At 59.4% G+C, this 16,345-nt stretch carries 12 protein-coding genes; 4 read left to right on the top strand and 8 right to left on the bottom strand.

All coding sequences use genetic code 11. From position 1 onward, the window contains the following. Positions 1 to 28 precede the first annotated feature (28 nt). Positions 29 to 1,246, bottom strand: a complete 1,218-nt coding sequence (locus ACTIEY_RS13280) for an efflux RND transporter periplasmic adaptor subunit (RefSeq protein WP_439519611.1) — start codon at positions 1,244 to 1,246, stop codon at positions 29 to 31. A gap of 274 nt (positions 1,247 to 1,520) precedes the next feature. On the opposite strand from ACTIEY_RS13280, the gene ACTIEY_RS13275 reads away from it, so the two are divergent. After that, on the top strand, positions 1,521 to 2,006 hold the full coding sequence (locus ACTIEY_RS13275; RefSeq protein ID WP_439519610.1) for a very short patch repair endonuclease: 486 nt from the start codon (positions 1,521 to 1,523) through the stop codon (positions 2,004 to 2,006). Further along, positions 2,006 to 3,565, top strand: a complete 1,560-nt coding sequence (locus ACTIEY_RS13270) for a DNA cytosine methyltransferase (RefSeq protein ID WP_439519609.1) — start codon at positions 2,006 to 2,008, stop codon at positions 3,563 to 3,565. Before ACTIEY_RS13275 ends, ACTIEY_RS13270 begins: the two co-directional genes overlap by 1 nt. Positions 3,566 to 3,599: 34 nt before the next feature. Here ACTIEY_RS13270 and ACTIEY_RS13265 read toward each other — a convergent pair whose 3' ends face one another. From ACTIEY_RS13265 to ACTIEY_RS13250, 4 genes are read right to left on the bottom strand one after another with little or no spacing between them, the layout of a single operon-like run. Then, positions 3,600 to 5,669 carry an AIPR family protein gene (locus tag ACTIEY_RS13265; protein ID WP_439519608.1) on the bottom strand — a complete coding sequence of 690 codons (2,070 nt, stop codon included), beginning with the start codon at positions 5,667 to 5,669 and terminating at the stop codon, positions 3,600 to 3,602. Positions 5,670 to 5,671: 2 nt separating this feature from the next. Beyond that, positions 5,672 to 6,703 carry a PD-(D/E)XK motif protein gene (locus ACTIEY_RS13260; protein WP_439519607.1) on the bottom strand — a complete coding sequence of 344 codons (1,032 nt, stop codon included), beginning with the start codon at positions 6,701 to 6,703 and terminating at the stop codon, positions 5,672 to 5,674. Next, entirely contained in the window at positions 6,693 to 9,614 is a 2,922-nt protein-coding gene (locus tag ACTIEY_RS13255; RefSeq protein WP_439519606.1) for a Z1 domain-containing protein, read from the bottom strand. Before ACTIEY_RS13255 ends, ACTIEY_RS13260 begins: the two co-directional genes overlap by 11 nt. Beyond that, positions 9,614 to 11,173 (bottom strand): ATP-binding protein, encoded by a 1,560-nt coding sequence (locus tag ACTIEY_RS13250; protein ID WP_439519605.1) that lies wholly within the window; start codon positions 11,171 to 11,173, stop codon positions 9,614 to 9,616. Before ACTIEY_RS13250 ends, ACTIEY_RS13255 begins: the two co-directional genes overlap by 1 nt. Positions 11,174 to 11,392: 219 nt before the next feature. Between ACTIEY_RS13250 and ACTIEY_RS13245 the strand changes: the two genes are divergently transcribed. Beyond that, entirely contained in the window at positions 11,393 to 12,145 is a 753-nt protein-coding gene (locus ACTIEY_RS13245) for an SOS response-associated peptidase (protein ID WP_439519604.1), read from the top strand. Between the two features lie 156 nt (positions 12,146 to 12,301). Further along, entirely contained in the window at positions 12,302 to 13,864 is a 1,563-nt protein-coding gene (locus tag ACTIEY_RS13240) for a hypothetical protein (RefSeq protein ID WP_439519603.1), read from the top strand. A 102-nt stretch (positions 13,865 to 13,966) separates the two neighbouring features. Here ACTIEY_RS13240 and ACTIEY_RS13235 read toward each other — a convergent pair whose 3' ends face one another. From ACTIEY_RS13235 to ACTIEY_RS13225, 3 genes are all read right to left on the bottom strand, one after another. Beyond that, positions 13,967 to 14,587, bottom strand: coding sequence for a hypothetical protein (locus tag ACTIEY_RS13235; RefSeq protein WP_439519602.1), 621 nt, complete (start codon positions 14,585 to 14,587; stop codon positions 13,967 to 13,969). A 123-nt stretch (positions 14,588 to 14,710) separates the two neighbouring features. Next, positions 14,711 to 15,202, bottom strand: coding sequence for a thioesterase family protein (locus ACTIEY_RS13230; RefSeq protein ID WP_439519601.1), 492 nt, complete (start codon positions 15,200 to 15,202; stop codon positions 14,711 to 14,713). Next, a complete protein-coding gene (locus ACTIEY_RS13225; protein ID WP_439519600.1) occupies positions 15,199 to 16,344 on the bottom strand; it encodes an acyl-CoA dehydrogenase family protein in 1,146 nt (381 codons plus the stop codon). Before ACTIEY_RS13225 ends, ACTIEY_RS13230 begins: the two co-directional genes overlap by 4 nt. Position 16,345: the final 1 nt, after the last annotated feature.

The following is a 16,345-nucleotide window of genomic DNA, read 5'->3' as shown; positions in this document are numbered from 1 at the left end:
AATAGGCTCAGCCCGAACGGTACGTGTTTCACTTCGCGTCCGGCGCCAGCGGCGAAGCAACCGGCACCTGCCCCGCCTGCTGCACGATGTTCACCGCGCGGCCGTCCTCCAGCCTGTCGAGCCCTTCCAGCACCACCGGCTCACCGGCAGCCAGCCCCTTCGTCACCACCGTGCGCCCACCGCTCGCCGGGCCCAGCGACAAATCCCGCACCCGGGCCTTGCCCTCCACGATCACATACACATAGCTCCCGCGCGAACCGTGTTGCACGGCGTCGGTGGGGATGGTGATGGCGCCGGGCAACTGCCGCAGCGAGAGCCGCACGTTCACGAACTGGTTGGGAAACAGCGCGTCGTCCGCATTCTCGAAGCGCGCCTTGAGCCGCAGGGTGGCAGTGGCCGCGTCGATCTGGTTGTCCAGCGTGTCCAGCCGGCCCAGCGCCAGACGGGCGCGGTTGTCCCTGTCCCACGCTTCGGCCTGCGGCGGCGTCTTGCCGTCGTGCGCGGCACGCACATCGGCCACCAGCGGCTCGGGCACATTGAAGACCACCGACACCGGCTGCGTCTGCGTCAACGTGAACAAGCCATTGGCGTCGTTCGCCGAAATCAGGTTGCCCGCGTCCACCCGGCGCAGGCCCACACGCCCGGCAATGGGCGCCACGATGCGCGTGTAAGAGAGCTGCAACTGCGCGTTGTCCACCTGCGCCTGGTCACTCTTGAGCGTGCCGCGCAGCTGCTGCACCAGCGCGGCCTGCCTGTCCAGCACCTGGCGCGCCACCGCGTCGCGCTTGAAGAGCATGTCGTAGCGCGCCAGCTCGCTCTCTGCATTGCGAAGCTGGGCCTGGTTCTGCTGCTGCTGGCCCTGCGCCTGCGAGAGCGCCACCCGCAAAGGCTCGGGATCGATCTCGGCCAGCAACTGGCCCTTGGTCACCTTCTGCCCTTCGCGCACCAGCACGCGCGCCAACTGACCATCCACCCGGCTGCGCACCGTGACCGTGTTGTAAGGCGACACCGTGCCCACGGCGCGGGCCTGCACGGTGAAGTCCTCCACCAGCGCCGTTTCCACCCGCACGGGGATGGGAATGTCCCAAGGGCCGCGCGTGGCTGGGGGTGGAGCGGGTGGGCGAAGGAGGAACCACCAAGCGGCGAAGCCTGTGCCGAGCAGCAGGGCGACCCAGAGCGCGCGGCGTGGCCAGGGGGATTGGCGCGCGGCGGGGGTGTTGGCCTGAACGTGACGGTCGGACTGCATGGACGGACGAGAAGGAGGTGCGGGCGGGTGAGGGAGAACTCGGAACCGCCGCCTCTGCGGCTATGCCTGTCTCGCGCGCTGGAACGCAGGTGGGAGGCCTGAGACGACGCGGCGACCAGGGTGTGCGTCATGATAAACAGTCGCCCTTGTCCGGAGAAGGTCGACGGATAAGCAATGGCAACACCAAAGAATGGACTGGCTCCACGGGGCAACCTGGTACGATCAACCGGCTTGATTGACCTGCTCGCCCTCTGACCTCCAACAGGGAACCGCCTTGGTAGACGTCGTATCTCCCGAAAAACGAAGCGCCATGATGTCCGGCATTCGCGGGAGCAACACCAAACCTGAACTGATTGTTCGGAAGGCGCTTTTTGCGGCCGGGTACCGATACCGCCTTCATCGACGAGATCTGCCTGGAAAGCCCGATATGGTCATGCCGGGCAGAAAAATTGCGGTTTTCGTACACGGTTGCTTCTGGCACCACCACCTGAATTGCCGTTTCGCCAAACTCCCCACCACGCGCCCCGAGTTCTGGGCGGGGAAGCTCCAAGCAAATGTGGCCCGGGATGCCAGATGTGAAGCGGCACTTCAAGAAATGGGCTGGAGAGTGCTGTTAGTTTGGGAGTGTTTCCTGAGAACAACCAGATCGCTCCTTGATGTTCAGACCGCACTGACTGACTGGATCGAGTCTGACCAGCAGATCGGCGAACTTCGAGCGCTGCCGACACTACGAATAGAAACTGAGAAGAAGACAGATTGATGACTTACAAGATCGTGGATTTATTCGCTGGTCCGGGGGGACTGGGCGAGGGCTTCGCCTCTCATGCAGGCGGAAAGAGCTATGAGATAGCAGTTTCTGCCGAGATGGAAGAGAGCGCACACAAGACGCTGACGCTCCGCAGTTTCTTCAGGCGCATCCAGGGTGACCAAAGAGCGCTGAATGCGTACTATGACTACTGCCATTCTGCGGAAGCTGCTCATCCAGGGGATCTCGCGCCAGCCGCCTGGAAAGAAGCAAAGGCCGAAGCCCACAAGCTGACTCTCGGTGACCCGGCGCACAACCTTCTACTTGACGAGCTCCTTCGCAATGCGCGTCTGAAAGAAGACGAAACCGTACTGATCGGAGGACCACCATGTCAGGCGTACTCACTGGTGGGGCGTTCACGCAATCGAGGGAAGGGAGACTATGTGGCCGAGAACGACCACAGACACTTTCTTTACCGTGAATACTTGCGGATCCTGAATACAACACGACCCGCCGTCTTTGTGATGGAAAACGTGAAAGGGATTCTGTCGTCAAAGGTGAACGGAAAGCTGGTCTTCCACGACATCCTGCGAGATCTGGCAGAACCAGGAAAGGCACTCGGCAATCCTGATGGCGTCAGATACACCATCCACTCCCTAGTGAGTGAGGCGACGTACAAAGCTGACATGGAGCCAGACTTCATCGACGCCAACGCCTTCATCATCGAAGCTGAAAAATATGGAATACCCCAAGCAAGACACCGAGTCATCCTGCTGGGTGTACGAGAAGAACTGGGTTACGAGGGGCAACACCTGCTTGAAAAGCGTCCATCTCTCACCGTCGAGAACGCCATCTTTTCGCTCCCTCAACTCAGAAGCAGACTCAGCAAGAACGACAGCGATGATGAGTGGAGACTCGTCGTTCAAAGAATGGCGAAGAAGCTGCTTGTGGATGCGGAGTCCAAAGGGTTTGACCAACTTGCTTTGCAACTTAGAGGAGCTGCCATCAAGCTCGGTCTGACACTGGAGACTGGCGCTCTTCGATATCGACAAACAAAAGCACTGGAATCGCCCTCCACGTTTGCGAACTGGGTAAAGGATGATCGACTGGATGTATGGCTTAACCATGAATCTCGATCGCACATGGATAGCGATCTGGGGCGGTACTTCTACACTTCGGTGTTTGGGCTGCTGAACAAGAGGACACCGAAGAGCCACAAGGACTTTCCATTGGAAGGTTTGGCGCCTGACCACAAGAACTGGGAGTCAGGCAAGTTTGTAGACCGGTTCCGGGTGCAGCTCCACGACCAACCGAGCACAACGGTCACCAGCCACATCGCTAAGGATGGGCACTACTTCATTCACCCGGATCCAAGTCAATGTCGCAGCCTCACTGTCCGAGAGGCTGCGAGGCTCCAGACTTTTCCTGACAACTACTTTTTCCAAGGCAACCGCACTCAGCAGTACCACCAAGTGGGCAACGCGGTGCCATCACTGCTGTCGCATCAAATTGCACACCTCGTAGCAAAAGTCCTAAGCACTCGTCCAAATACCAAGCGACCACAGCGCCCTTGAAACAATTGTGTTGCAAACAAGCGGGATGGGGGGTTTACCCTGAGCGCGCCAGGAAGGCATCGCCGGGTTTGGCAGAACTTGCAAACCCTTGGCGTACCGCTTCGTCATACAGCCTCCGCCCTTGAGTTGCTTGCTTGCGTGAGGGTGCCCGGCCTTGGCCCGACAGCTTACCGAGGCTGAACGCAATGCTGCGCTGCCAAGATGCGAGCGAATCTGTCCTCTTGGCCCAAGCAGAGATCTCGAACCAAACTTCGGCGGAGACGGATCTAGCCCAAATGATCTCGACCTCTTCCTCGCTTGTTGGAGCGTCGATACCAATGGCTTCTGATAACAAGGATTCATCAACCAAACTCTTGAGCCCTTCGGGCAATGACAGGTCAAGCAACTGAACAGACTTCCAGCAAGCTTCACTTTTGTACCAGTCCGTCACATTCTTTCCACCGGGGGGACTCGCGATCACGGGATGCACAAGCTCGGCCAAGTCTTCAAGGAACAAGAGGACTGGTGTCGAAATCGCTTGATCGTTCCACACAGCATCAAAGTCAAATCGCTTTCGCGTCTGGAACGAAAGCCAGGAAAGTGCATATGCGACAACCTGTGCCTTGTAGCTGTACTTCTTCTTCAACACGATCTTGTCCAAGGCGTCAAACAGGATCTTTCGCGCGATGAGGTGAACGAAGAAACTCTTCTCGGGCCGATAGTTTGTACCGCGTTTGGTTATCTCTTCGTTAAAAACCACGAAGCACTTCTGTGCTCCTCGGCTCACCACATGAGGATACTGGTTCCAAGCCATCTCGTACTTAGCGACATCTGTTTTTCCGAATAGCTGAATTTTTGGATATTCCCTTTCGAACTTTGACCTCCTCGCGGGTGTGTCCGCACTCGCTAGTCCATCTGCGTACTGCGCCCGGGCCCTCTCATAAAACCACTTCGTCTCAAGCTGAGCTCCACCTTTAGCTGGAGCCCAGACGGTGCGAGAGAGCTCTTCGAGTCTCTGATTAAACGGATCATTCGCCGATAAGTCGGACACGCTAACCTTGTTCTGCGAATTGGCGAACTTGGAAATATGTCCAACCAGCTCGCTGAGCGCCTCATGGTCACGCACCCGGTTGAGCTTCACTTGGACCGCGATCCGACTGATATCGGCCCGATCCTTACGCACAGCACGAAAGAGCGAGGCTGTAGTCTGCCCGCCATTGACTATCTGCAAGTCAACTAACCGCGTGATTCGCAAAGCACCGCTCGGCTGCCTCTCTACCTCGATCTCCGATGCAGTTGCGGTGAGGCCGTTGTTGTACGCGAAAAATCGGTCCGGCTCCTCCATGATCGTGGCGCGGATTCCCTTATTGATCTCACCACGAACCTGCAGAAACGAGCGAACATTGCGTTCGAGGAGGCGTGGTCCGTAACGTCCGTAAATCGACACCAGCACCTCGGCCGGAAAGATCGCTAAATAACTAACGTAGTCTGCTCCGGGCTGGTCGAATTCCAAGCAGCTAACCGGCGGCAAGTCACGATCTGACAGCACTACCTCGATAGCCTCGCGATCCCGGCCCGAGCTGTACCACCGGAACAGTCGCTCCAAATCCCAAACATGCAAAGTGACATTCGCCACCCCAAGTTCTGGCGGATCTGGCAGACGGTTGACATTGACTATCCCATCAGTGACGAGAAACAGGCGAACGCGGCTAAAGCCCTCGTTCTGCTGATGCTGGAGGTGAATCTTTTGTGCGAGCTCAAAGGCTGGTTCTACCTCTTCCATCCTTGCATGCAGGCCTGCCTGCGCCTTTGCATAAAAGCCAGCCAACTGCCGGAAGGTCGTATCGACCCGAAGCTTTTCGATGGGCTCGGGAACCTCGCCCCCATTGCGAAGCGTCACGAACAAATCCAGTGTGTCTTCGTTCTCGTCGGCTGCATATCCATCGACACGCATGCCTGTGCGCGCGTAATAGCTGACATCCGCATCTGCAATTTCCCCAGCTTCAGCAAGCAGGTCGAGGAAGCGTCGAGTAAAAGCTTCGGCGACGAAGGTCTCGCCACCGTCGGTTCCCGCATCGTTCAGAACTTCGTTGCGCAGCTGCTGAAAGTAGTCGTTTAGCGTCATCGTCATTTGCCAGAAGCAAGCTCAAGGGCCCTCAAGGAGGCTTCAAATTCCTTAAAACCACACTCCATGGATTCACAAGACCGCAGATCGAGCTGGTACTCGACTTCATCAATGCCCGCAGCCAACGAGCGAGGAAGCAGTCGCGGAAAGCCTTCGCCGACGCGAAAAAAGCGCCGCTGCGCGACTACCAGTCTCTGAGCTTCGTACCGTTGACGATGCCGTTCGAACCAACCTGCGTCGGCCAAGTGCTGGTCAAGAATCATTGAAAACTCCGGTGCAATCGCGGCTCGCTGCCGCAACTCGTCGACAAGTTGGTTCAGGCTTTCCCCGCTTCCCTCCTCCCGTTGGAGCCGAAAGCAAACCAAAAACAGAGAAGTCAGTCCGTTATCGTCCAGTTGGCGTTCACCATGGATGCGAACTCGCAGCATCGATCTGGCCATAGTGCTCTTTACCTCCACAGCGCAAATACCTGGCACTATGAAGTCCTGCGGGGTTCGTTGAGCTCCGCACCAAGCGGCAACCATGCCAATCCCACAGAGCGGAATCAGAATTTCGCGCAACACCTGAAGCTCACCGTACAGACCAATCAGTGCTTGTTGACTCAGCCCATCTACAGCTTTACTCAGAAATTGCTGCCAGCGCTGAAAGCGTTGAAGCAATAACAAAACGGCATCCTGCACCTTTACACATCGCGAAATGCCGTCCACTACATCGGCGCAGAACACGCTGAAAATGTCGACGTACTGGTAGTCCTCCAACGCGACAGCCAAAGTTCGCATGCCTTCCGGCACATTCTGCAGCGCAGGCACGAGTTCAACTGTGAGCCCGCTTGTCGAGGGCAGATGCTGGAGAAGGATCACGGCCGTCACCGGAATATCGAGCATGATGGATCGCGTGCCTCCCCGGCACGCGACTGCAGCATGTACCGGCACAACGGCCCCTGCATTCGCTAATCTCCTCACCCAGCCCAGCTGATCAGGCTTCGGGGAAGCCTCGATTTCTTGCCAGAACTGCTCAAGCGTCTCAATCCTCACGATCAGGCTCCTCCAACTGATCCAAGTGCAGTCTGCGGTAAACCTCGTTCACTTGATACTCGATTGGCACTGCAGTCGCGCTAGCGGGGAAGCTTATCGCGCAGGTGTAGAACGGCAGGTCACTAGGGACGAAGCCTGCGTGGGAGCTGTCGAGGGGATAAATCAGCAAAAGTCCGCAACTCGTTGGGCGAATATCGCGTACTACGGACCCCAAAGGCTTCTTCGGAGCCGTTTGGTTGGAGCGAGTACGCCCGGCTTCTCGATCTGCCTCAAAGCGCAGTAGGCTCAGTTCTTGGGCTACTTCTAGCGCGTCGCGTCCCACCGCGCCTTCGACCACCGCACGCTCGCCATGGTGTTCTATCTTGAAGGCACGCTTCTTCAATAGGTGTTTCACCCAAAGCTCGTCCAGCACCGCTCCCTTCAGGTCAATCCATTGGTCTGGAGGGTTGAGGACGTTACTGTTGAGTAACGTATACGGCCCCTCTCGAGGACTTCCTGCATGACTTCTCTTTGCGAGTTGGACCTTGAGATCTGCAACCGTGGATTCAGCACCTCCATTAGCACTGACCAGGGCCACCGTCCATTCGACAAGTTCGCCGCTCCCTTGCTGCCGCCTAATGAACTGGCTGATGCGACGCGAGTCGAAACCGTTTGTACCCATGGGTGACTGGAATGCTTCAAGCCAAGCGCAAACTGCTTCGGCATCTATCCTCGACCATATACGCGTTGGCGATAAGCCATCTTCGGTGCGCATCCTGGTGTCTCCCATTCTCTGAATCAGGGTTGTTGTCGCACTCTCGTTGTTTTTGCGTACGTGGACTGCCGTGTCGAGAACCACGCACTGGGTTAGTGTTCCTTCGTACGAAACTTGGACTTTCTGACTCGCTCTAGCTTTATTCAGGGCGGTCACCATCATTCCGTCGGGGTGGGTACGGACTCGAAGGCCGTACTCCTCGGGCGTGGCTTTGATCACTGCCATTCGTTCGAACTCGCGACGAAGCTCGGCTTCCGCAAGCGCAATGTGACGATACCAAGCGATCAATTCTCGGGACGTGTATATGCGACAGAGGTCAACATAGCCAGGCCGGTAGCCAAACCAACGTCCCATCTGCAGCAACGAGTCGTACATTTTCGATACGCGCATGTAGTACGACACCGACAGCCCCTCGAGCGTCAGTCCGCGCGAAAGCTTGTCTCCCCCCACTGCGATCACGCTGATGCCAGCATCGCGGTGTTTCTCATAGTCGAGGATGTCGCCGGAACTCCCATTGATTTCGCGAACTTGAATTTTCGAGATAGCCGCGATGAGCGACGGCTCGATTTCCCCCCAACTCATTTCGGGGCAGCTCCACTCCGCAATGTCGCGCGTTGTCTTCACAAAGTCGGATTCCCAGAGCTTCCGTAGTTCATCGCGCAAAGATACTGCTGCATCATCACGTTCATTCGCGATGCGTCGTTGCAAGAACAAAAGTTCTGTCTGAACAAGTTCGGAAATCTTGCTTTGGGCCTCGATGTAACGAGCCACATGGATCAACATCGAATTGTGCTTCGCCGTCTGGCCGCGCGCGTGACGCGCCGTACAGACAAGAAGGAATGCATTGATCGCCTCCTTGAGCGTTCCCGGTAAATCAGCGAGCGCGGAACTGGAACCGACCCCTGTTGGGAAATCCTCAACCAGCCGCGTTATGGGCAACCCATGCGTAGCCTCAATGCCCGAATCCCAGTCCCCGTCGTTGCCGAAGGCCCTTTCAACACTGAAGTAGTTCTCTGGCGGAGGCAACGAGACAATGAAGCTTCGAGGAAATAAATCCTCGCCGAACTTTTCATGCTTGGCTCTCGGATCCACGAAGATGTTCGCGAACGGTGTTGCGGTGTAACCGACATAAGCGCTTTTGTCGAAAGCTTGGAGCAACTGCCGGATACGCTGGTTGATTCGAGTGGGATCCACCTCTTCTGCAGAGATCCCGTCTGCGCTTAGCTTTGTGAGCTTTCTGGTGTTGATCGACGAATGATCAGCCTCGTCGTCGATTACAAGCATAGGCAAGTCCCTGACAAGTTTGCTTCCGTCGGGAAGCTCCACCCCATTCTTTAGCGTTAGCCACTTTCGCAGATTTTCTAGGATGCTGGCGTGCTTCTTGACGACGACGATGAAGGGTGTTTCGCCCAAGTGCATCACGGTCCCAAGGTTGCTAGCCTTGAAGTCACCTGTCTCTGCTCGGGAAGTCATCGAGTTCACCGGAAGATCCGGGAATGCGAGCGTGCCAACTCCGACCTTCGTACTTGCCTCCTCAAAAAATAGGCTTGAGTCAGTGTTGTAACCGAGCAAGCCTTCCTCCATCCGAATCTGCGTCTGCGCGCGCAAGCTGTTGTGGATGCCTGCCAAGATGATCACTAGTTTGTAGCCAGCATCCAGAGCCTTGCTGGCGAGTCCTAGGAAGTTGCCCGTCTTGCCGGACTGCACGCTCCCCACCACAAGCCCACGCCTGTCCCATGGACCAGGACGCCGCGGGTCTTCTAGTAGCTCCAGAATCCCTTCTGTACGAACCTCTATGGATCGAATGACGGGATCTGGCAGTTCCTCAATTGACTGAAGAAAAGTCTGATAGCGCTGCCAGAACTTCCATGGAATCTCTCCCCTACGCCCTGCTAGCCAATCAACGTGGTCTTTTGAATCCTTCAGCGTCTGTGCAAGAGGCACGAAGATGTTGCTGTTGGCAGCGAAGTAATCGACGAGCTCCTCGACATCCACAGACCCTTGGCCGAAGTCCTCCTCAACAAAACGACGTGCCTTGTCGCAGCAGATGCGGATGCGTTCCAGATCTGGATTTGGAAAGCGAGTCAGGGCAGTGCGTGCTTGGGCACGTGCCTCTTTTTGAGCGTCAGGGAGAAAGTTGGTGATTGAGAGGTTCATCAGTCGAGCTCAGACAGCGTAGGAGGATTTGAATGGAGCGTGGCAATCAAATGCGGTCGGGTCTTGACGGCGCTAAGCGTGGACAGGGTAGCCACTGCCTGTTCGTGGCTATGCCCTGCCACCCGCATGCCTTGGTAAAGGTCACAAAGCATCTCTTTAAAGGCCGCGTCCTTTGTGTCATCAAACGGAGTCGGTTGATCGTTCGGAGCCTCAGCATGGCGAATGTAGATCGAGGCCAATGGAATCGTCTGCTCCACTAGTTTGAGCAGGGCCTCTGTGGCGCGCCCACTTTCATCTGGGCCTGTCAATGCCCTGACCAATGGGTGATCTCTACTGATGCGAAACAAGGTCTTGCCACGCATCTGTCTTGCCTCCCAGACAGTGGATTGGTCATCCGGGCTGGCTGCCACGATTCGCCGCCCACGGTGGCGATAAACCTCTTGAGCACGTTCACGCGTCAGGCGCGCGATGCGTCGCAACTCCTGCCGCAACGCAATCGGCGGGCTGGCCACCGACTTGCGCACATCCAGCTTCCAGTCGAAGTCGACTTCATTGCCCAAGTCGATCCGAATTCGCGCGAGCTTCAGATGCTCATCGCGAGTAAGTCCCAAAGAGAGCCAGCCCCCTGCAGAGATCAGTCTCCGATTCCGATAAACGTAAAAGCCCTGATGCGAGTTCCATCCCTTGGCGCCCGCTGCTGTCACGAATTCGCTCTTGGATAGTCGCGAGTGGTGCGGCAGGACATATGGCTGCACGGAAATACCGTGTCGGCCGTCAGCAAGCTGCTCCTGGGGAAGTACCTGTGTAGCAGAATGATCCCGCAGAAAGGGATCCCAGCGAGATAGCGCAACATTTCCTATGGTGATCTTCACTGCGCTAGCGCCGATGAGGAACTCGCCAAACACCATAGCCAGATGGATTGCGACGCGGTCGGCTGCTTCCATGAATGCTTTGTGTGCGTTCACGTTATCTGCGCTCGCGTCCCCTACCAGTCGATCCACGCCCTCCCAAACCACGCATGTGCCTGAGGACTGGCTACGCATCCACTCCGCTTGTAAAGAGGCGCTTGCGCTGACCTCACGCAACAGCAGCCAGTCGTTCACCTTGGACACATGCGGCAAATCCCAGACTCGGATGGCTTCGGGTAGCCCCTTGGCTCGCGTCATCACACTCAAGCGACTAGCCTGCGAAAAAGATGCCGTTTTCAGTCCCAAGCCGAACCGGCCCAAATCTCCTGCTGCTCGTTCCGCACGCGGGTCATGTGATCCCGCGCGCATGGCCTCCACTAACCGCTTTTCACTCATTCCGTTGCCGTCGTCGGAAATTGAAACCGTCGAGGCGGGGCCAGCCCAGTCAAATTGAATATGAACATTGCTCGCGCCATGTGAGAGGCTGTTGTCAACGATGTCGGCTACTGCAGTCTCAAGGGTGTAGCCCAAAGAGCGCATCGCCTCAATCAAGGCCGCAGGATTCGGAGCAGCGCGATCGCTATGCGCTTCCTCTTTCGGGGAAAATATGGGTTCTGCTTCAATCAGTCCCCGAGTTATTGAACTTCTCATGGGTTCTCCTCGCTGAATAGTTCAAGGTCGAACTAAGCATCCAATGCTGCTGATAGTAGACGCATAGAATTTTCTGGACGAACGCCCAACCAACTGCAATAGCAGATTCGTGGAATAGTTCCTTGAAAGCCAAAATCCCCTTTAAGGCGATTTGTAGGGTCTGCGCGCGGAACGGCGTGTGCATTGAAGCGCGCATTAAGCAGCGATCTACGTTCCGCAATGACACGTCTGTGTGAAGCATCGGCCATCCACATGTGCACCCGCTACATCTCCCCCGAACAAGGCGCCATCGAGCGCGCCTGGCACATTGGCCGCGACAACAGCGAGGCGTGGTTGCGTCAGGTGTTCGGGGTGGAGTTGTTTCCTCGGCAGACGGGGCCGTTTCTGCGGCGCTCGCGGGGTGATGTGGAGGGCTTCTCTCTGGAGCTGGTGGCGGGGCGCTGGGGGTTGATTCCGCCGTTTGCGGTTTCGCCGGATGTGAAGTTCGCCACCTACAACGCGCGCTCGGAAGAGATGGCGAGCAAGGCGAGTTTTCGGGATGCTTGGGCGCGGGGGCAGCGCTGCATCATTCCGGCCACGGCGTTCTACGAGCCCAACTGGGAGACGGGCCGCAATGTGTGGTGGCGCTTCCAGCGGGCCGATGGCGAGCCCTGGGGCCTGGCGGGGCTGTGGCACCGCTGGGTGGACCGCCGCTCGGGCGCGGTGCACGAGAGCTACACCATGCTCACGCTGCACGCGAATGGCCACCCGCTCATGGGCCGCATGCACAAGCCCGAGGTGGACCCGGCCACGCGCCAGCCGCTGCCGCCAGACCAGCAGGACAAGCGCAGCGTGATCCCGATCGAGCAGGGCGACGTGGGCCAGTGGCTGGCGGGCACGGTGGCCGAGGCGCAGGCGCTGCTGAAGGTGCCGCAGATGGATCTGTTCGACGCGGCGCCGGAGCCAAGCGACAAGCCTCCGCCGCGCTCTTGAGCCGGCGCTTTGCGGCACTTCGTGGCGCTTGGTGGCCGCATTCAAACAGCCTGTGTCTTTTTCAGCCTGCTTGCACGAGGCCACCTAGGCTGCCGGGCATCTTCACTACTGCCGGCGCTGCCAGGCCACCAGACCATGCCACCAGTCCCCGATTCGATGACGCTGCAACAGTTGACCATCCTGTGCAATGAGATCGAGCGCAAAGCGCGCGATTCGACGTCCCGATCTGCACTGAGGGCTTTAGCTGATGAGCTCTCGCCCGTCGAGCTCCGTGAAACCATTTCCCGGTTTCCGCCGCTGGCCGCCAAGGCCTCCCTGGTCGTGCTGGCGCTGCCGCCAGAGAAGCAGATGGAGATTCTGCGCGATTTGCTGCCACCGTCCACGCTGTCTGGTGCAGCAGCCAAACCGGATGCCTTCACCATCGCCACCATGGCGCGTGCCATCGTTGAGGGTGGAAGCAGCGACCGCGAGCTGCAGGCGAGATTGGCCAACCATCTGATGACGGAAGAAGCCTGCATGACGCTGGCTGCTGAGGCCACCGTGCCGCAACTGGCCAACGCGGCGCGGGCCGTCTCACTGCAACCAGATGCCGCCACCAAAGCGCGGCTGCTGCAGACCCTGCTGATACCGGCCCGTCCCGCACCAAAGCCCACAGACGCTGTGAGCAACGCGTATCTGGTGGAGGGCGCCTTGCTCACCCAGAACCTCGAGCATCGCAGCGACTTGGTGGAACGCTATCTGTCGGACGAGACTTGTGTCGAGGTTGCGGATCGAGGCGGTCACGTCGAAATTGGATCCATGGCATTCGCTGCGTCATTCATACGGGACCCGGAAAGGCTCAACGAGGTGGCGGATCGTCTGTTCTCCGATCGGGCACTCGATACGCTGGTGAATGCCGCCACGAGCGGTCTCCACGGCGGACACGAGGCCATAGGCCGGGCAGCGAAGCTCGTGGATGCCCTGCCCGATGGCCAATTGCAGACCGAACTGGCAGACCGGATCGCCACGCCAGAGGTGTGCAAGTCCCTGGAGACATCGGCAGACCCGCGTGCCATAGGGCGAATGGCGATGGCGGCCATGTCGGTCTCGAATGTCGGCCAGCTCACCCAGGCAATGGGCTCCCTTGCTTCTCGCGCCGCCTGCGAATCGCTAGTGGCGCGCCCGGAACCCGTGGCTCTCGGCCAGGTGCTGTACGCCACGGCGTACTGGAACAAGCAGGATGGCAAGAAGGGGCTGACGGCGGCGGACATGCTGCTGCAGGGTGCTCCGCTGGAAGCCCTTTGCAACTGGCCAGAGCCTCGGGATGTCATGAACGCGTTGCCAGCGGCCACCATGCTGCCCGACACAGAAAGAAAGCAATCCACGCTGGCGAAACTCCTCAACCCGGAGACGATTGCTGCCGTCTCGAAAAGCCAGGGTGATCTCATCGCCTGGGCGGCCTTTTACCTCCCGCACATGAAAGACGGCACCGATCGAGACACTGTGTTGCGCGAGCTTCTCACGCCATCGAACGGCGAGAAGGTGCTCGCCTACGGCGCCGAAGAGATCAAGGCCTTCAAGGATGCTGCCGCCCTGCTGCCCGAAGGCACTCAGCGACAGCAGGTGCTGGCCATCATGAACGGCGAACCCGTCCCGCAGTGGCGGCGGGCCTTGATGGCAGAGCGCGACCCATCACGTGCCAGCCATGCCCCCAGGTCCGCAGGCGGGCCTTCGTTGTAGCGATGGGACAGGACGGCACCCTGCACGACCACGACGACAGCCGAGAAGCCATGGCCTCGGGTCCGCAGGATCGCCGGCCCGAAGCCTTTTCCAACTCAGCGATCAGCGCATGCATTTCTGCAGGTTGTCACGGGCACCCTTGCCTTCTTTCCATCCCATCCGGAACACCTCCTGCCCTTCGATGGTGATGACGAAATCCTGCTTGTCCGACATGCCGGCCAGCGCGGCCTTCATGCTCGGCACCGCAAAGATGAGCGTGCCGTGGCCGTGCATGGCCGGGCTCGCCGGGGCGTTGAAGATTCTCACGGTGGCGGGCGCGTCCCCCGACTGCGTGAGGGTGGCCGTGATCTCACGAAACTGGTTCGGCCTGGGAATCTTCTTGCCAATGAAGGTCAGCAGGCCGCCCTCCCACGATTTGTCGACCCCGTTCAGGGTGATGGAGCCGTGCAGGTTGGTGTAGGTGGCGGCGCAGAACTCGCCAGGCAGGGCCGAAGACCTGGCCTGGTAGTGCTGCCAGTGGCCATTGACATACCGCATGAGCACGGGGTCTTTGCGGAGCTCGTTGAGCTTCTCGTCGTTCTGGCGCCGTTCTTCCAGATAACGCTCCTGCTCCGGCGTGAGCGTGTAGTTTCCACGCAGGTAATAGGTGGGGCCATCGTGCGTGGAAGCGCTGATTCGACGCTGAACGTCGCCATAGAACTCCTGCGCCGCCATCGCGCTCATGGTCTCCCTGTAGGACTGTGCCTGGGCATGCGGAGCGTGGGCGAGAAGACAGAGCGCAAGCGCAGGGACCCATGAACAGGGCGATGAGAAGAACAGAATTGGTGGTTGCATGCGTGTGACCCATCAAGACACGATGTAAGCGCCCGCCCCGGTCGACAGCAGCTTGCCATCAGCTCCCAGAAATTCCATGCGCGTGCTGGCCACGCGGGAGCCCAGGCGCAGGACTTCGGCGCGCAGTTCGAAGTGGTCGCCGATGGCGGGGCGCAGGTAGTCCACGCGCAGGTCGATGGTGCCGAGCTTGGCGAAGCGGTGCAGGCGTTGCAGCGGGGCTTCGTCCATGTGGCGGGCGCCGATCGCGGCCATGCAGGCCAGGCCGGCCATGGCGTCCAACCCCGCGCTGACCACGCCGCCGTGGATGCGGTTGTGCACGAAGCTGCCCATGAGCTCGGGCTTCATGTCGATGCGGGCGGTGACGAGTTCGGGGCGGATGCTGGTGATCTTGAGGCCCAGCACGTGGTTGAAGACGATCTTTTCCTCGAACATCTGCGTGAGGGCGGAGAGGAACTCGGGTTCGAATTCCACCGGCTTGGCGGGGGCGGTGTGGGTCTTGCTCATAGGCCCGATTGTCGTGCGGCGAGTTCCTTCATGATTTCCTCGGCGCCGCCGCCGATCATCATGACCTTCACTTCACGGTACACGCGCTCGCTCACCGTGCCGCGCATGAAGCCCATGGCGCCGAGGATCTGCACGGCGGCGTCGGCGCAGAACTGCATGGTCTGGGTGGCGTGGTTTTTCAGCAGGCACACCTGCGCCACCCAATCATTGCCGGCATCGCCCGCGTCCACCCGGTCGCCCAGCGCATCGAGCCAGGCCTGGGTGGAGTGGATGCGCATCTGCATGTCCATGAGCTTGTGGCGGATCACCTGGCGGTCGATGAGGGGCGCGCCGAAGGTGCTGCGCTGGCGCGCCCAGGCCAGGGCTTCGTCGAAACACGCTTCGGCAAACCCCAGCGCCATGGCGGACATGGCCAGGCGCTCGCCGTTGAAGTTGGTCATGACCATGCGAAAGCCGGCGCCCTCTTCGCCCAGCCGGTAGCGCGCCGGCACGCGCACGCCGTCGAAGCGCAGGTGCGCGGTGTCGGAGCAATGCCAGCCCATCTTCTCCAGCCGGCTGCGCGAAACCCCGGGTCCGCTGCAGGGCACCACGATCATGCTGATGCCGCTGGCGCCCTTGCTGTTCAGGTCCGTCCTCACGGCGAGGGTGATCCAGTCGCAGCGCATGCCGGAGGTGATGAACACCTTCTCGCCGTCGATGACGTAGTGGTCTCCGTCGAGCTGCGCGGTGGTGCGCAGCGCGGCCACGTCAGATCCGCCGCCGGGTTCGGTGATGCCCAGGGCGGCGATCTGCTCGCCGCGCAGCACGGGCGGAATGACCTCGGCCTGCAGCTCGGGCGAGCCGTGTTTCAGGATGGGCGGCAGGCCGATGTTGTGCGTGAAGAGGCTGGCCATCACGCCGCCGCTGCCGCCAAAGCGCGCCAGCGTTTGAGACAAGGCGTTGCGCGCGCGCCAGGGCGCGGGCGTGCCGCCGAGATGTTCGGGGTAGCCCAGGCCGAGCAGGCCGAGTTCGGCGGCCTGCTGGTGCAGCGCCCGGGGGAATTTGCCGGCTTCGTCCCAGGCGTTCACGTTGGGGGCAATGGCTTGCGTGGCGAAGCGCTTCACCGTGTCGATGAGCGCAGCGCGGTCTTCTGCGGTGTTCATG

Origin of the sequence: Hydrogenophaga sp. (genome assembly GCF_051858985.1) — a bacterium.
Classification (GTDB): Bacteria; Pseudomonadota; Gammaproteobacteria; order Burkholderiales; family Burkholderiaceae_C; genus Hydrogenophaga.
This window is presented reverse-complemented; position numbering and strand designations above follow the sequence as displayed.

What these genes read in the sequence shown, in the direction of transcription:
- ACTIEY_RS13245 (WP_439519604.1), top strand. Translation starts at nt 11,393, where the DNA reads ATGACACGTCTGTGTGAAGCATCGGCCATCCACATGTGCACCCGCTAC.
- ACTIEY_RS13225 (WP_439519600.1), bottom strand. Translation starts at nt 16,344, where the DNA reads ATGAACACCGCAGAAGACCGCGCTGCGCTCATCGACACGGTGAAGCGC.
- ACTIEY_RS13250 (WP_439519605.1), bottom strand. Translation starts at nt 11,173, where the DNA reads ATGAGAAGTTCAATAACTCGGGGACTGATTGAAGCAGAACCCATATTT.
- ACTIEY_RS13240 (WP_439519603.1), top strand. Translation starts at nt 12,302, where the DNA reads ATGACGCTGCAACAGTTGACCATCCTGTGCAATGAGATCGAGCGCAAA.
- ACTIEY_RS13280 (WP_439519611.1), bottom strand. Translation starts at nt 1,246, where the DNA reads ATGCAGTCCGACCGTCACGTTCAGGCCAACACCCCCGCCGCGCGCCAA.
- ACTIEY_RS13270 (WP_439519609.1), top strand. Translation starts at nt 2,006, where the DNA reads ATGACTTACAAGATCGTGGATTTATTCGCTGGTCCGGGGGGACTGGGC.
- ACTIEY_RS13230 (WP_439519601.1), bottom strand. Translation starts at nt 15,202, where the DNA reads ATGAGCAAGACCCACACCGCCCCCGCCAAGCCGGTGGAATTCGAACCC.
- ACTIEY_RS13235 (WP_439519602.1), bottom strand. Translation starts at nt 14,587, where the DNA reads ATGAGCGCGATGGCGGCGCAGGAGTTCTATGGCGACGTTCAGCGTCGA.
- ACTIEY_RS13265 (WP_439519608.1), bottom strand. Translation starts at nt 5,669, where the DNA reads ATGACGCTAAACGACTACTTTCAGCAGCTGCGCAACGAAGTTCTGAAC.
- ACTIEY_RS13255 (WP_439519606.1), bottom strand. Translation starts at nt 9,614, where the DNA reads ATGAACCTCTCAATCACCAACTTTCTCCCTGACGCTCAAAAAGAGGCA.